This is a genomic window from Micromonospora sp. NPDC003944, from assembly GCF_053605225.1.
Window position 1 is genome coordinate 1 of the sequence record NZ_JBSGIV010000012.1, and the last position, 13,694, is coordinate 13,694.

Annotated in this window: 13 protein-coding genes; 12 read left to right on the forward strand and 1 reads right to left on the reverse strand. The window is 71.3% G+C overall.

Annotation, left to right across the window (positions count from 1 at the left end):
- The first annotated feature begins 168 nt into the window (after window positions 1-168).
- From nfi to ahcY, 8 genes are all read left to right on the forward strand, one after another.
- The gene (nfi, locus tag ACWER9_RS08225) at window positions 169-861 is read left to right on the forward strand and encodes a deoxyribonuclease V (RefSeq protein ID WP_452301142.1); all 693 of its coding nucleotides are present in this window, start codon (window positions 169-171) and stop codon (window positions 859-861) included.
- Window positions 862-1,031: 170 nt separating this feature from the next.
- Complete coding sequence (locus ACWER9_RS08230) at window positions 1,032-2,093, forward strand: hypothetical protein (protein ID WP_452301143.1); 1,062 nt, start codon at window positions 1,032-1,034, stop codon at window positions 2,091-2,093.
- 70 nt (window positions 2,094-2,163) lie between these two features.
- A complete protein-coding gene (locus ACWER9_RS08235) occupies window positions 2,164-3,549 on the forward strand; it encodes a phosphomannomutase/phosphoglucomutase (RefSeq protein WP_452301144.1) in 1,386 nt (461 codons plus the stop codon).
- A 61-nt stretch (window positions 3,550-3,610) separates the two neighbouring features.
- A complete protein-coding gene (locus ACWER9_RS08240; protein WP_091394023.1) occupies window positions 3,611-3,796 on the forward strand; it encodes a Trm112 family protein in 186 nt (61 codons plus the stop codon).
- A complete protein-coding gene (locus tag ACWER9_RS08245) occupies window positions 3,793-4,989 on the forward strand; it encodes an SIS domain-containing protein (RefSeq protein ID WP_452301145.1) in 1,197 nt (398 codons plus the stop codon). The genes ACWER9_RS08240 and ACWER9_RS08245 overlap by 4 nt, the downstream gene beginning before the upstream one ends.
- A gap of 67 nt (window positions 4,990-5,056) precedes the next feature.
- A complete protein-coding gene (locus ACWER9_RS08250) occupies window positions 5,057-6,064 on the forward strand; it encodes a cation diffusion facilitator family transporter (RefSeq protein ID WP_452301146.1) in 1,008 nt (335 codons plus the stop codon).
- Window positions 6,065-6,067: 3 nt separating this feature from the next.
- On the forward strand, window positions 6,068-7,231 hold the full coding sequence (manA, locus tag ACWER9_RS08255; RefSeq protein WP_452301147.1) for a mannose-6-phosphate isomerase, class I: 1,164 nt from the start codon (window positions 6,068-6,070) through the stop codon (window positions 7,229-7,231).
- Between the two features lie 279 nt (window positions 7,232-7,510).
- Window positions 7,511-9,010 carry an adenosylhomocysteinase gene (gene ahcY / locus ACWER9_RS08260; RefSeq protein WP_452301148.1) on the forward strand — a complete coding sequence of 500 codons (1,500 nt, stop codon included), beginning with the start codon at window positions 7,511-7,513 and terminating at the stop codon, window positions 9,008-9,010.
- 190 nt (window positions 9,011-9,200) lie between these two features.
- Here the strand turns inward: ahcY and ACWER9_RS08265 are convergent, their stop codons facing one another.
- Entirely contained in the window at window positions 9,201-9,347 is a 147-nt protein-coding gene (locus tag ACWER9_RS08265) for a hypothetical protein (RefSeq protein WP_452301149.1), read from the reverse strand.
- A 137-nt stretch (window positions 9,348-9,484) separates the two neighbouring features.
- Here ACWER9_RS08265 and efeU point away from each other — a divergent pair, with 137 nt between their 5' ends.
- The 4 genes from efeU to mtrA all read left to right on the forward strand — a co-directional run bounded on the left by efeU (window position 9,485) and on the right by mtrA (window position 13,689).
- Window positions 9,485-10,384, forward strand: a complete 900-nt coding sequence (gene efeU / locus ACWER9_RS08270) for an iron uptake transporter permease EfeU (RefSeq protein WP_452301150.1) — start codon at window positions 9,485-9,487, stop codon at window positions 10,382-10,384.
- Between the two features lie 22 nt (window positions 10,385-10,406).
- Window positions 10,407-11,540, forward strand: coding sequence for an iron uptake system protein EfeO (gene efeO, locus ACWER9_RS08275; RefSeq protein WP_452301151.1), 1,134 nt, complete (start codon window positions 10,407-10,409; stop codon window positions 11,538-11,540).
- Window positions 11,541-11,565: 25 nt separating this feature from the next.
- Entirely contained in the window at window positions 11,566-12,843 is a 1,278-nt protein-coding gene (gene efeB, locus ACWER9_RS08280; protein ID WP_452301152.1) for an iron uptake transporter deferrochelatase/peroxidase subunit, read from the forward strand.
- Window positions 12,844-12,999: 156 nt separating this feature from the next.
- Window positions 13,000-13,689 (forward strand): MtrAB system response regulator MtrA, encoded by a 690-nt coding sequence (gene mtrA, locus ACWER9_RS08285; RefSeq protein WP_030331519.1) that lies wholly within the window; start codon window positions 13,000-13,002, stop codon window positions 13,687-13,689.
- The last annotated feature ends 5 nt before the right edge of the window (window positions 13,690-13,694 follow it).

The following is a 13,694-nucleotide window of genomic DNA, read 5'->3' on the forward strand; positions in this document are numbered from 1 at the left end:
CGAACTCAACGGACGACCACGCCAAACCCTCGACTGGCAGAATCCAGCCGAGGTACTCCACAAACACCTCGTTGCAACAGCCGCTTGAAACCGCCACCCTCGGATGGCCCGACTTTCGTGAAGTCGAGTGGATCATCGCGAGCGCCGCGCCGTGGACGCGCGCTGGGCATGAGGGGCGCGCCGGGCAGAGGGGGCGCGCCGGGCAGTGTTGCCGAGGCGGTGGCCGTACAGGAGGAGTTGCGGCCGCTTGTGGACCTGGTCGGGCCGGGGCCGAGCGCGCCCGCGACGGTGGCCGGCCTGGATGTCGCGTACGCCGAGGGTGGTGACCTGCTGGCGGCGGCCGTGACGGTCCTGGATGTTCGGACGTTGGCCGTGGTGGACTCGGCGGTCGGCCTGGGGCGGCCGGCGTTCGACTATGTGCCGGGGCTGTTCGCCTTCCGTGAGGTGCCCGCGTTGCTCGGTGCGCTCGATCGCCTGACCACCGCCCCGGACCTGCTGGTCTGTGACGGGCACGGACTGGCCCATCCGCGCCGGTTCGGGCTCGCCTGCCATCTCGGGGTGGTCACCGGGTTGCCGGCGATCGGGGTGGGGAAGACGCCGCTGGTCGGGACGTGGGACCCGCCGTCCGCCGAGCGGGGTTCCTGGTCGCCGCTGCGCGACGGCGGTGAGGTCGTCGGTCGGGTGCTGCGGACCCGGGACGGGGTGAAGCCGGTCTTCGTCAGCGTCGGCCACCGGATGAGCCTGGAGAACGCGACAGCGCAGGTGCTGGCGTTGACGCCGCGCTACCGCCTGCCGGAGACGACCCGCACCGCCGACCGACTCTGTCGCGACGCCCTCGCCGAGGCGGAGCGGGCCGGCTGACTGCCGGAACAGGCCGACGGATCGGCTGGTCGGTCCGGCCAACGACAGGTCGCGGGGTGGGTGCTAAACCGTAACGCCGCACACATCCGGGCCGCTCTATAGCCGATGAGGTGGGTGGGCCGGTAGTAGCCTGACCCGCGGACCCCACCCGGGAGAACGGCGAGGTGATCATGACAGTGCGTCGACGCGTGGCACGGCTCGCGGCGGTCTGCGGTCTGGCGGGCGGCCTGGTGATGCTCGGTGCGTCGCCGGCCCTGGCCGATCAGGACTCGGTTCGGGTGGGTGCGGCCAGCAGCTTCGCCGCCGGTGGTTCCGCTCAGGGGGTGAACGTCGCGGTGCGCAAGCGCACCGACGGCTGCGTCCTGCTGCGTACCGCGCTGGGTTTCCGCCTGGACGGTCTGCAACCGAACCAGGTGACGGTCGAGGTCAACGCGGGCGGGCGCTGGTTCCCGGTCGCCGTCACCGGCGGTGCCGGCAGCGTGGCGACCGCGCAGACGTCACCACTGAAGCCGACTCTGTGCAAGGGCAAGGGCATCACCGTGCGCTACCGGGTGGCGTTCGCCGCGGGAGCCCCGGGCGGCCGTCTCGTCGTCACGGGCGCGGGGGTCAGCGCCGCCGGCCAGGAGTTGGGTCGGGCCACCGACGCCGCTCGGCTGACCGGAGCGCGGGTCACGCCGTCGCCGACCCCGTCGCGGTCGAAGACGCCGACGCCCACCCCGAGCCCGACCGAGGTCGCGACCGTCGACGAGGCGGTGAACCCGGCGGCGCAGGGCGTGGTGTCCGGCGCGCCGAACACCACGCCGACCGCCGCCGAGTCGTCCGGGGGAGGATCGCCGGTGATGTACTTCGGCATCGTGCTGGTGGCGGTCGGACTGCTGCTCATCGTGCTGTTGATCCGTCGCTCGCGGCAGGACCGGAAGCCGTCCGACGACGAGCCGGGCGCCGTGCCGGGCAACCCCGGCGGCACCACCTACCGGGCCGGGGGTGGGTTGCCGGCCGCGCCGGGTCGCCCCGGTCAGGTGTACGGCCAGCAGCCGCCGGCCGCCGGTTGGGGTACGGTGCCGTCCCCGCGTCCCGCCACCGGCGGGGTCTACGGAGCCCGGCCGGACACCCGGCCGCCGGCACCGGAGGCGACGCAGCCGATGCCGGGCCGGCCCGACGGTCGGCAGTCACCTGGTGAGCCGCCCGCCGACGGCGGCCACACCGTGTTCATTCCCCGGCTCCCCGGCTGAGCGGAGGACTGCCCGGCCGCTCCGTTAGGCTCAGGATCGGTGTCTAACCTGCGGCCAAGGAGTGGAACACGTGTCTGACCTGTCCCAGATCGTGAAGGCGTACGACGTCCGCGGGACGGTGCCGGACCAGTGGGACGAACGGGTCGCCGAGGCACTTGGTGCCGCCTTCACCCAACTGCTCAACTCCAGCGACGAGCCGGGCGACGCGGTCGTCGTCGGCTACGACATGCGGGCCACCTCGCCCGGCCTGGCCGCCGCCTTCGCCGCCGGCGTACGCGCCGAGGGGCGCTCGGTGATCGAGATCGGTCTCGCCTCCACCGACCTGCTCTACTACGCCTCCGGTTCGCTCGACCTGCCCGGCGCGATGTTCACCGCCAGTCACAACCCGGCCCAGTACAACGGCATCAAGATGTGTCGTTCCGGCGCCCGTCCGATCGGCCAGGAGAGCGGTCTGGCCGAGATCCGGGAGCGCGCCCAGGCCCTCCTCGACTCGGGCGACGCCCGTCCGGCCGGCCCGCCGACCCGGCCCGCCCAGCGGCGTGACCTGCTCCCCGACTACGCCGGCTACCTGCGCAAGCTTGTCGACCTCTCGGGCATCCGACCGTTGAAGGTGGTCGTCGACGCCGGCAACGGCATGGGTGGCTTCACCGTTCCGACGGTGCTCGGCGACGCGGCCCTGTCGGCGCTGCCGCTGGAGATCGTGCCGCTCTACTTCGAGCTGGACGGCAGCTTCCCCAACCACGAGGCCAACCCTCTGGACCCGGCGAACCTGGTCGACCTCCAGCGCGCGGTGGTCGAGCACGGGGCGGACATCGGGTTGGCCTTCGACGGTGACGCCGACAGGTGCTTCGTGGTGGACGAGCGGGGCGAGCCGGTCTCGCCGTCGGCGATCACCGCGCTCGTCGCCGCACGTGAGCTGGCCAAGCACCCGGGCTCCACGGTCATCCACGGTCTGATCACGTCAAGCGCGGTCGCGGAGATCATCCGTGAGCACGGCGGTCAGCCGGTCGTCGCCCGGGTCGGGCACTCGTTCATCAAGGCGGAGATGGCCCGCACCAACGCCGTCTTCGGCGGCGAGCACTCCGCGCACTACTACTTCCGGGACTTCTGGTTCGCCGACACCGGGATGCTCGCGGCGATGCACACGTTGGCCGCGCTTGGCGAGCAGTCGCTGCCGCTGTCCGTGTTGGCCGGTGAGTACGAGCGGTACATCGCCTCCGGCGAGATCAACTCGACGGTGACCGACCAGGCGGCGGCGGTCGCCGAGGTGCGCGCCGCGTACCCCGACGCGGTCGCCGACGAGATGGACGGCCTCACCCTACGTTTCTCCGATGGCGCCTGGTTCAACCTGCGTGCCTCCAACACGGAGCCGCTGCTGCGGCTCAACGTCGAGGCGCCCACCCGGGATCGGATGGTCTCGCTCCGGGACGACGTGCTCGACCGCGTTCGCCGATAAGATCGCCTGCGCCGGTCGGCACCGCCGTCGGTCAAGCCGCACACGTGGAAGGAGCCGTGCCATGGCCCTGGATCCGCAGTTGCTCGAGATCCTCGCCTGTCCGGACACGCACCACGCCCCGCTCACCTATGACGCCGAGGCGCAGACGTTGACCTGCACGGAGTGCGGTCGGATCTTCGAGGTCCGCGACGACGTGCCGGTCCTGCTGCTCGACGAGGCGCGCGGCGGCCCCGGACAGTCCTCATGATCGACGGTACGGCCGGGGTCAGCGGGCGGCGTGACGCCGACGAGGCCCTGCTCGACAACCCGCAGGCGCTGGCCGAGGCCGACCCGGGCGGCATGCTCCGGCACACCGCCTCGGCCGGTGCTCAGGTCCGCGAGAGTGCCGCGCTGGCGGCCGAGGCGAACCTGGCGGTGCTCGCCGACGACGGGCGGCCCCGAGCCGTCGTGATCGCCGGCATCGGCACCGCCGGGCGTACCGGGGACGTGCTGGCCACTGTCGCCGGGCCACGCTGCCCGGTGCCGATCATCGGGCACCGCTCCGCCGGCGTACCCGGTTGGGTGGGCGCGGCCGACGTGGTGATCGCGGTGAGCGCGTCCGGCCGCAGCCCGGAGGCGCTCGGCGCGGCCGAGGCGGCCCACCGTCGCGGAGCCCGACTCGTCGCCGTGGGCGCCCCGGACTCCCAGTTGCAGTCGATCGCCGAGCAGGCCCGGGCGCCGTTCATCCCGGTGCCCCGGCGTGCCCCGGCTCGGGCCAGCCTCTGGGCGCTCACCGTGCCGGTCCTGCTCGCCGCCCGTTCCCTCGGGCTCGTGAAGGTCAACGAGGCGGACCTGGCCGAGACCGCGGCCCGGCTCGACGCGGACGCGGACCGCTGCCGGTCCGCCGCCGAGTCCTTCGTCAACCCGGCGAAGTCACTGGCGCTGGGTCTGGCCGGCTCGATCCCCATCGTCTGGGGTTCGTCCCCGCTGGCCACGGTGGCCGCCCGCCGGTTCGGCGACACCCTGTCGGCAAACGCCCGCTACCCGGTGGTCACCGGCGCGCTGGGTGAGGCCGGGCGGGGTCGCGTCGGGCTGCTCGACGGTGTCTTCGGCGGCCTGGCCGAGGGGGAGCGGGACATCTTCGCCGACCCGGCCGAGGACGACGGCGAGGGCACCCGGCTGCGGCTGGTGCTGCTGCGTGACGGAGGGCTCAACGCCGAGGACGACACCGACGAGCCGCTCGCCGTCGAGGAGCGTCGTGCGGACGCGGTGCAGACCCTCGCCGAGCGCCGTGGCGTGCGGTGCGACGTGGTGACCGCCGAGGGCGGCTCCGCCCTGGAGCGGCTGGCGTCGCTTGTCGCCGTCCCGGACTTCGCCTCGATCTACCTTGCGCTGGCCCACGGGCTGGACCCGATGGCCGTTCCGGCCATCACCGAGATGAAGGAGCTGTCGAACCAGTGAACGGACGTACGGGGCGGCGCGTCATGCGCGGGCCGGTCGGCTTCGTGCGGCGAAACGGAGCGGTGGCATGAGCGCGAACGGTGGGACGAAGGCGATCGTCGCCGCCCTGCTGGCCAACATCGGCATCGCGGTCACCAAGTTCATCGCGTTCCTGCTCTCCGGCTCGTCGTCGATGCTGGCGGAGGCGGTCCACTCGGTCGCCGACTCCGGCAACCAGGGCCTTCTGCTGATCGGCGGCAAGCGGGCGAAGCGCGCGGCCACCCCGGAACACCCGTTCGGGTACGGCCGGGAGCGCTACATCTACGCGTTCATCGTGTCCATCGTGCTGTTCAGCATCGGCGGCCTGTTCGCCCTGTACGAGGCGTACCACAAGTGGGACCACGCGGAGGGCATCACGTCCTGGCACTGGCTGCCGGTCGTCGTCCTGGTGGTGGCGATCGTGCTGGAGTCGTTCTCGTTCCGGACCGCCATCAAGGAGTCCAACCACGTCCGGGGCAAGCAGTCCTGGGTGCGTTTCATCCGTCGCGCCAAGGCGCCGGAGCTGCCGGTGGTGCTTCTGGAGGACTTCGGCGCGCTCGTCGGTCTGGTGTTCGCGCTCTTCGGCGTCGGCATGACGTTGATCACCGGCAACGGCCGGTGGGACGCCGCCGGCACCGCGATGATCGGCATCCTGCTTGTCGTCATCGCCGTCGTGCTGGCCATCGAGACGAAGAGCCTGCTGCTCGGTGAGGGCGCCGAGGCGTCCGACCTGGCCACCATCGAGCGGGCCGTCACCGACGGCCCCGAGGTGGAGCGGATCATCCACATGAAGACGCTCTACCTGGGCCCGGAAGAGCTGATGGTGGCCGCGAAGATCGCCGTTCCGGAGTGGGAGAGCGCGCACGACCTGGCCCGCGGCATCAACGCCGTGGAGGCACGGATCCGCGCCGCGGTGCCGATCGCCCGGGTGATCTATCTGGAGCCGGACGTCTACAGCGCCGCCGCCGCGAAGGCCGGCACCGGTGCCGCCGCCGACACCGCAGTGTCGCAGCCGCAGGACGCGTCGGGCGAGGCGGCCGGGCGGCCCGGGGGCTGACGGGTGGAGCCACTGTACGGGCCGATCCGGGACTACGCCTGGGGCTCCCGCTCGGCCATCGCCCTGCTACAGGGGCGCTCGGTGCCGAGTGCCGGCCCGGAGGCGGAGCTGTGGTTGGGGGCCCACCCGGGCGCCCCGGCCCATGTCGACCGCGCCGGTCTGCGGGTGAGCCTCTGCGAGCTGGTGCGGGACGAACCAGGGCAGTGGCTCGGCCAGCGGGTGTCCGAGCGGTTCGGTAGTCGGCTGCCGTTCCTGCTCAAGGTGCTCGCGGCCGACGCTCCGCTGAGTTTGCAGGCGCATCCGGACGCCGAGCAGGCGCGGGCCGGCTACGCGGCGCAGGCGGGGCGTCCCGAGGGGCAGCGCAACTACTCCGACCCGCACCACAAGCCGGAGTTGCTCGTCGCGCTGACCCCGTTCGAGGCGCTGTGCGGTTTCCGGGATCCGGCGGAGTCGGCCGAGGCTCTCGCCGCGTTCGGCGTACCGGCGTTGGCGCCGGTGGTCACCGCGTTGCGGGCCGGGCCGGCGGGGCTGCGCACGGCGGTCCGGACGCTGCTCGGCTGGCCGGTCGCCGACCGTCATAACCTGCTGGCCGCCGTGCTGGCAGCGCCGGCCGACGGCCCGGACGCGGAGCTGACCCGCCGGCTGGCCACGGCGTACCCGGGGGATCCGGGTGCGCTTGTCGCGCTGCTGTTGCACCACGTGCGGCTGGTGGCGGGGGAGGCGATCTGGATGCCCGCCGGCAACCTGCACGCCTACCTGAGCGGTTGCGGCGTGGAGATCATGGCGGCCAGCGACAACGTGCTCCGGGGCGGCCTGACCCCGAAGCGGGTGGACGTCGACGAGCTGGTGCGGGTGCTGCGCTTCGAGGTGCTCGACGATCCGGTACGGGCCGCGCAGCCGGTCGGCCCCGGCGTGGACTGGTGGCCCGTACCGGTGGACGACTTCGCGCTGCACCGGGTGCGGGTCGACGCGGCCGTGCCCTCGGTGACGCTGTCGGTGCCCGGCCCCCGGGTGGTGCTCTGCGCCGGCGGCTCGATCACCGTTGACGACGGTGCCGGCTCGGTGACGCTGGTCTCCGGCGAGGCGGCGATCGGTACGGCATCCGGAGCGGCGCTGCGGATCGAGGGTGCCGGTGTGGCGTTTGTGGCGACGTCCGGCCTGCGCTGACCTGCACGCAGGAGAACGACACAAGTCCGACTTTCCCGGAATGGCTTGACGTTGCCCTGCCTGAGTGTGACTCTATGGGTACGCAGCGTTATCGCGACGACGGTCCGACAACGTGCGGGGGAACCAAACCGGGGGGATGCGCGGGGCGGGCGGGACGTGGGCGGGTAGGTCCGTCCATCACCGACCGCCCCGTGCGCTGTGTGCGGACCGTGCCTGATGCCTGTCGCCGACGCGCGTAAGGTGGAGGGTCGGCGCAGACATCGTTCGACAGGAGCTTTCATGACCAGCACCCTCCCGGCGTCCGCCAGCGGCACGCCGTCCGAGGCCCGGCCGAGCACGCTCGCCGACGGCGACTTCAAGGTGGCGGATCTGTCGCTCGCCGAGTTCGGGCGTAAAGAGATCCAGCTCGCCGAGCACGAGATGCCCGGCCTGATGGCGATCCGTCGGGAGTTCGCCGAGGCGCAGCCGCTCGCCGGCGCGCGGATCACCGGCTCGCTGCACATGACCATCCAGACCGCCGTCCTGATCGAGACGCTCGTCGCTCTCGGCGCTCAGGTGCGCTGGGCTTCGTGCAACATCTTCTCCACCCAGGACCACGCCGCCGCGGCGATCGTCGTCGGCCCGGACGGCACCCCCGAGGCTCCGGCCGGCGTCCCGGTGTACGCCTGGAAGGGCGAGACCCTTCCGGAGTACTGGTGGTGCACCGAGCAGGTACTCGCCTGGCCCGATGGGCAGGGCCCGAACATGATCCTCGACGACGGCGGCGATGCCACCCTGCTCGTACACAGGGGTGCCGAGTTCGAGAAGGCCGGTGCGGTCCCGCCGGTCGAGTCGGCCGACTCCGAGGAGTACGCGGTCATCCTCGAGCTGCTGCACCGCTCGCTCGGCGAGGACGGCCAGCGCTGGACCCGGATCTCCGCCGGCATCAAGGGCGTGACCGAGGAGACCACCACCGGCGTGCACCGGCTCTACGAGATGCACCGGGCCGGCACCCTGCTCTTCCCGGCCATCAACGTCAACGACTCGGTGACCAAGAGCAAGTTCGACAACAAGTACGGCTGCCGGCACTCGCTCATCGACGGCATCAACCGCGCCACCGACGTGCTGATCGGCGGCAAGATGGCTGTCGTCCTGGGCTACGGCGACGTGGGTAAGGGCTGTGCCGAGTCGCTGCGCGGCCAGGGCGCCCGGGTCGTGGTGACCGAGGTCGACCCGATCTGCGCGTTGCAGGCCGCGATGGACGGCTACCAGGTCGCCACCCTGGACGACGTGGTCGAGCAGGCCGACATCTTCATCACCGCCACCGGCTGCTTCGACGTCATCACCAACGAGCACATGGCCCGGATGAAGCACCAGGCCATCGTCGGCAACATCGGCCACTTCGACAACGAGATCGACATGGCCGGGCTGGCCAAGCGTTCCGACGTCGAGCGGGTCAACATCAAGCCGCAGGTCGACCTGTGGCGCTTCGCCGACGGGCACGCCATCATCGTGCTGTCCGAGGGCCGCCTGCTGAACCTCGGCAACGCGACCGGGCACCCGAGCTTCGTCATGTCGAACTCGTTCGCCAACCAGACGATCGCCCAGATCGAGCTCTTCACCAAGACCGAGGAGTACCCGATCGGCGTCTACGTGCTGCCCAAGCACCTCGACGAGAAGGTCGCCCGGCTGCACCTCGGCGCGCTCGGCGCCAAGCTGAGCACGCTGACCAAGGAGCAGGCCGCCTACCTCGGCGTCTCCACGGAGGGTCCGTTCAAGCCGGACCACTACCGCTACTGATCGACATCTCCGGACCGGGTCGGCTGCTGTCCGCAGCCGGCCCGGTCCGTCGTCTCCGCCCGCCCCGCCCTCACCCTTCCCGTTCCCGCGATCTTGCAGTTTCGGTTGGCGCTTCGCGGCTTGTGGTGCGATATGCCGCAGCAGAAAGTGCAAGATCGCGAGGGCGGGGGCGGGGCGGGGCGGGGGTGGGTTAGTTGCGGCGGGTGGGGCGGAACCAGGTCCACAGGCACCAGGCCAGCCAGCCGAGCGAGACGAGGGTGGCAAGTGCCCGTAGGCGTAGTGCGCTGAGCAGCAGCACCACGGCCAGCACCGTCAACCACGGCAGGAATCCCCTCACGGCGCGATCTTCGCACAGTGGTGTTCGCCGCAGACAGGGTGAGCTTGTCGTGAACGACTTGACGACGGCGCTGACCAGGGAGGAAGGTATGCCTGCCCTAAGTCAGCCAAGGCGTGCCTAACCTACTCGGAGCCCGGATGTTCGCCACCTACCTGATCGGTCTGCGGGAAGGGCTGGAAGCCACCCTGGTGGTCAGCATCCTCGTCGCCTTCCTGGTGAAGTCGCAGCGCCGGGACCGACTGCCGCAGGTCTGGGCTGGCGTCGGCCTGGCCGTGGTGCTGTCGGTGCTCTTCGGCTGGCTGATCGAGTACACGTCGACCTCGCTGCTGTCCCGTTCCGAGGACCGTGAGTTGTTCGAGGCGATCACCTCGGTCGCCGCCGTGGTCTTCGTGACCTGGATGATCTTCTGGATGCGTCGGGCCGCACGGACCATCGCCGGTGAGCTGCGGGGCAAGCTCAGCGAGGCGCTTGCCGTCGGGTCCCTCGCGGTCGCCGGGATGGCCTTCCTCGCGGTGATCCGGGAGGGCCTGGAGACCGCGTTGATCTTCTACTCGGCCGCCCAGGGCGCGGCCGGCGACAGCGGGCCGCTGCTCGCGTTGATCGGCGGAATCGTCACCGCCGTGGTGCTCGGCGTGCTGCTCTACGCCAGCGCGGTGCGGATCAACCTCAGCACGTTCTTCACCTGGACCGGCGCGCTGCTGATCCTGGTCGCCGCCGGCATCCTCAAGTACGGCGTGCACGACTTCCAGGAGGCCGGCGTCCTGCCCGGCCTGAACGACCTGGCCTTCGACATCACGAGCACGCTCGACCCGAGCACCTGGTACGCGGCCCTGCTCGCCGGCATGTTCAACGTGACCCCCGCACCCACGGTGTTGGAGACGATCGCCTGGGTCGCGTATGCCGTACCAATCCTCCTGCTCTTCCTGCGGCCGGCCCGGCGCAGGTCGGCACCCACCGCGACCACCACCACCGTCACCGAGCGCGGCGCCGACACCGGCACCGAGGCCGAGGCGGCGTCCACGCCGCAGCGTGCCTGACCCACGAGGAGAGACAGCTCAGATGCGTACCACCCAGTTCTTCGCGCTTGCCGCCGCCGGCGTGCTGGCGACGGCCGGTCTGGCCGCCTGCTCCGACTCCGACAAGGGTGACGAGGCCGCGGCCGGTGGCCCGATCGTGGTCAAGGCCAGTGACACCGCCTGTGAGGTCGGCTCGACCGACCTGGGCGCCGGCACCGCCACCTTCAAGATCACCAACTCGGGCGCGAAGGTGACCGAGTTCTACGTGTACGCCGACGGCGACCGCGTGATGGGCGAGGTGGAGAACATCGCCCCCGGGCTGAGCCGCGAGCTGCGCGTGGAGTTGCCGGCCGGCACGTACCAGACGGCCTGCAAGCCGGGGATGAGTGGCAAGGGCATCCGGGGCGCGCTCAAGGTCAGCGGCTCGGCGCAGCCGCTCACCGCCGACGCCGCGCTCGGTGACGCCACCGACAACTACCAGCGCTACGTCAAGAGTCAGACCAGCGCGCTGCTGGCCAAGACCGAGGAGTTCGTCGGCGCGGTCAAGGCCGGCGACGTCGCGAAGTCCAAGGCGCTCTACCCGGTCGCCCGCACCTACTGGGAGCGGATCGAGCCGGTTGCCGAGATCTTCGGTGACCTCGACCCCAAGATCGACGGCCGCGAGGAGGTCATCGAGGAGGGGATGGAGTTCACCGGCTTCCACCGGATCGAGAAGGACCTCTGGAAGTCCGGCGACATCAGCAAGGACGGCCCGATCGCCGACCGCCTGCTCGTCGACGTCAAGGAGATCGTGGCCAAGGCGAACGCCGAGAAGCTCTCTCCGCTCCAGCTCGCCAACGGTGCCAAGGAGCTGCTCGACGAGGTCGCCAGCGGCAAGATCACCGGCGAGGAGGACCGCTACTCGCACACCGACCTGTGGGACTTCGCCGCCAACCTCGAGGGGTCGAAGGCTGCCGTGTCCGCCCTGCGCCCCGCGCTTCAGCAGCGCTCGCCGGAGCTGGTCACCCAGTTGGACACCGAGTTCGCAAACGTCGAGGCGCTGCTCGGCAAGCACCGCGACGGCGACGGGTGGAAGCTGCACACCGCGCTGAGCAAGGCCGAGCTCAAGGAACTCTCCGACGGGATCAACGCGCTCGCCGAGCCGATCAGCAAGGTCGCCGCGGCCGTCGCGAAGTGACCGGACGGCAGGAAGGGTCGAGTCGATGAGCGGGAGCAGGTTGACCCGGCGCCGGGCGATCACCCTGGCCGGCGCCGGGGTGGCCGGGGTCGCCGGAGTGGCGGCCGGCGCGGGGGCGTTGCTGAACGGTTCCCATGGTCCGGCCGCGGCGAGCGACCACCCGGCCGGTGCGGTGCCGTTCCACGGTGAGCACCAGGCCGGCATCGTCACCCCGGCACAGGACCGCCTGCACTTCGTGGCCTTCGACGTGATCACCAAGGACCGGGCCCGGCTGGCCGGGCTGCTCGAAGAGTGGACGGCCGCCGCCGCCCGGATGACCGCGGGGCGCGACGCCGGGGTCATCGGCGCGGTCGGCGGGATGCCGGAGGCTCCACCGGACGACACCGGCGAAGCGCTCGGCCTACCCCCCTCGCAGCTCACCCTCACCATCGGCTTCGGGCCGACGCTGTTCCGCGACGCCGACGGGCGGGACCGCTTCGGCCTCGCCGACCGTCGGCCCGCCGCCCTGGCCGAGCTGCCGAAGTTCCCCGGCGACGCGTTGCAGCCGCAGCTCTCCGGCGGCGACCTCTGCGTCCAGGCCTGCTCCAACGATCCGCAGGTGGCGGTGCACGCGATCCGTAACCTGGCCCGGCTCGGCATGGGCGTGGTCAGCGTCCGCTGGTCGCAGCTCGGCTTCGGCCGTACCTCGTCGACCTCCCGGGGCCAGGCGACCGCGCGCAACCTCTTTGGCTTCAAGGACGGTACGGCCAACCTCAAGGCCGAGGACACCGACCTGCTGCGCGAGCAGTTGTGGGTGCAGCCGGGCGACGGACCGGACTGGATGGCCGGGGGCTCGTACCTGGTCACCCGCAAGATCCGGATGCTGGTGGAGACCTGGGATCGGACCTCCCTCGCGGAGCAGGAGGAGATCGTGGGCCGCAGCAAGGGCAGCGGCGCGCCACTCGGTCGCAGCGACGAGTTCGACGAGCTCGACTTCGCCGCGCGGGGTGCGGACGGAAAGCCGGTGATCGCCGAGCACGCCCATGTCGCGCTTGCCCACCCGAGCCGGAACGGCGGCGCCCAGCTGCTGCGCCGGGGTTACAACTTCGTCGACGGCTCGGACGGTCTCGGCCGGCTCGACGCGGGCCTCTTCTTCATCGCCTACCAGCGTGATCCGCGCCGCCAGTTCGTGCCGATCCAGACCCAGTTGGCGCGGCACGACGTCATGAACGAGTACCTGCGCCACGTCTCCAGCGGCGTGTTCGCCTGCCCGCCCGGGGTACGCGACGGCGGGGACCACTGGGGGCGTGGGCTGTTCGGCTGACCGTCGTCCGGATGGCGACAGCCGGATCGCCGCAGCCTGTGGTGGCGCCGGACGGCGCCGAAGGGGGATCATGGTGGCAGCCTGCCCACGGCGGCGAGAAGCATTACCGGCGGACGCCGGTCCCACCGAACTGAATGAGGATGCAATATTAATCCCATGAGAGCCCGCGTACTGGTGGTCGACGATGACCCCGCGCTCGCCGAGATGCTCGGCATCGTGCTGCGCAGTGAGGGTTTCCTGCCCTCGTTTGTGGCGGACGGCGAGCGGGCGTTGGCCGCTTTTCGCGACAGTCGTCCCGATATCGTGCTGCTTGACCTGATGCTTCCCGGCATGAGCGGCATCGACGTCGCCCGGTCGATCCGGGCGGAGTCCGGCGTGCCCATCGTCATGCTGACCGCCAAGAGCGACACCGTCGACGTCGTGCTCGGCCTGGAGTCCGGTGCCGACGACTACGTGGTCAAGCCGTTCAAGCCCAAGGAGCTGGTGGCCCGGATGCGGGCCCGACTGCGTCGGGGCGAGGACGTGGCCCCCGAGATGCTCACCATCGGGCCACCCGACAACCAGATCACCATCGACGTGCCGGCGCACACCGTGAGCCGCAACGACGAGGAGGTGAAGCTGACTCCGCTGGAGTTCGACCTGCTGGTCGCCCTCGCCCGCAAGCCACGTCAGGTCTTCACCCGTGAGGTGCTGCTCGAGCAGGTCTGGGGCTACCGGCACGCGGCCGACACCCGGCTGGTCAACGTGCACGTCCAGCGGTTGCGGGCCAAGATCGAGCCGGACCCGGAGCGGCCGGAAATCATCCTCACCGTGCGGGGCGTGGGCTACAAGGCAGGGACCGGATAGCCTGG

Excerpts from the sequence above, each read along its gene's own strand:
- ACWER9_RS08245 (WP_452301145.1), top strand. The coding sequence starts at position 3,793 with ATGATCGACGGTACGGCCGGGGTCAGCGGGCGGCGTGACGCCGACGAG.
- ahcY (WP_452301148.1), top strand. The coding sequence starts at position 7,511 with ATGACCAGCACCCTCCCGGCGTCCGCCAGCGGCACGCCGTCCGAGGCC.
- ACWER9_RS08240 (WP_091394023.1), top strand. The coding sequence starts at position 3,611 with ATGGCCCTGGATCCGCAGTTGCTCGAGATCCTCGCCTGTCCGGACACG.
- efeU (WP_452301150.1), top strand. The coding sequence starts at position 9,485 with ATGTTCGCCACCTACCTGATCGGTCTGCGGGAAGGGCTGGAAGCCACC.
- efeO (WP_452301151.1), top strand. The coding sequence starts at position 10,407 with ATGCGTACCACCCAGTTCTTCGCGCTTGCCGCCGCCGGCGTGCTGGCG.
- ACWER9_RS08230 (WP_452301143.1), top strand. The coding sequence starts at position 1,032 with ATGACAGTGCGTCGACGCGTGGCACGGCTCGCGGCGGTCTGCGGTCTG.
- mtrA (WP_030331519.1), top strand. The coding sequence starts at position 13,000 with ATGAGAGCCCGCGTACTGGTGGTCGACGATGACCCCGCGCTCGCCGAG.
- nfi (WP_452301142.1), top strand. The coding sequence starts at position 169 with ATGAGGGGCGCGCCGGGCAGAGGGGGCGCGCCGGGCAGTGTTGCCGAG.
- efeB (WP_452301152.1), top strand. The coding sequence starts at position 11,566 with ATGAGCGGGAGCAGGTTGACCCGGCGCCGGGCGATCACCCTGGCCGGC.
- ACWER9_RS08250 (WP_452301146.1), top strand. The coding sequence starts at position 5,057 with ATGAGCGCGAACGGTGGGACGAAGGCGATCGTCGCCGCCCTGCTGGCC.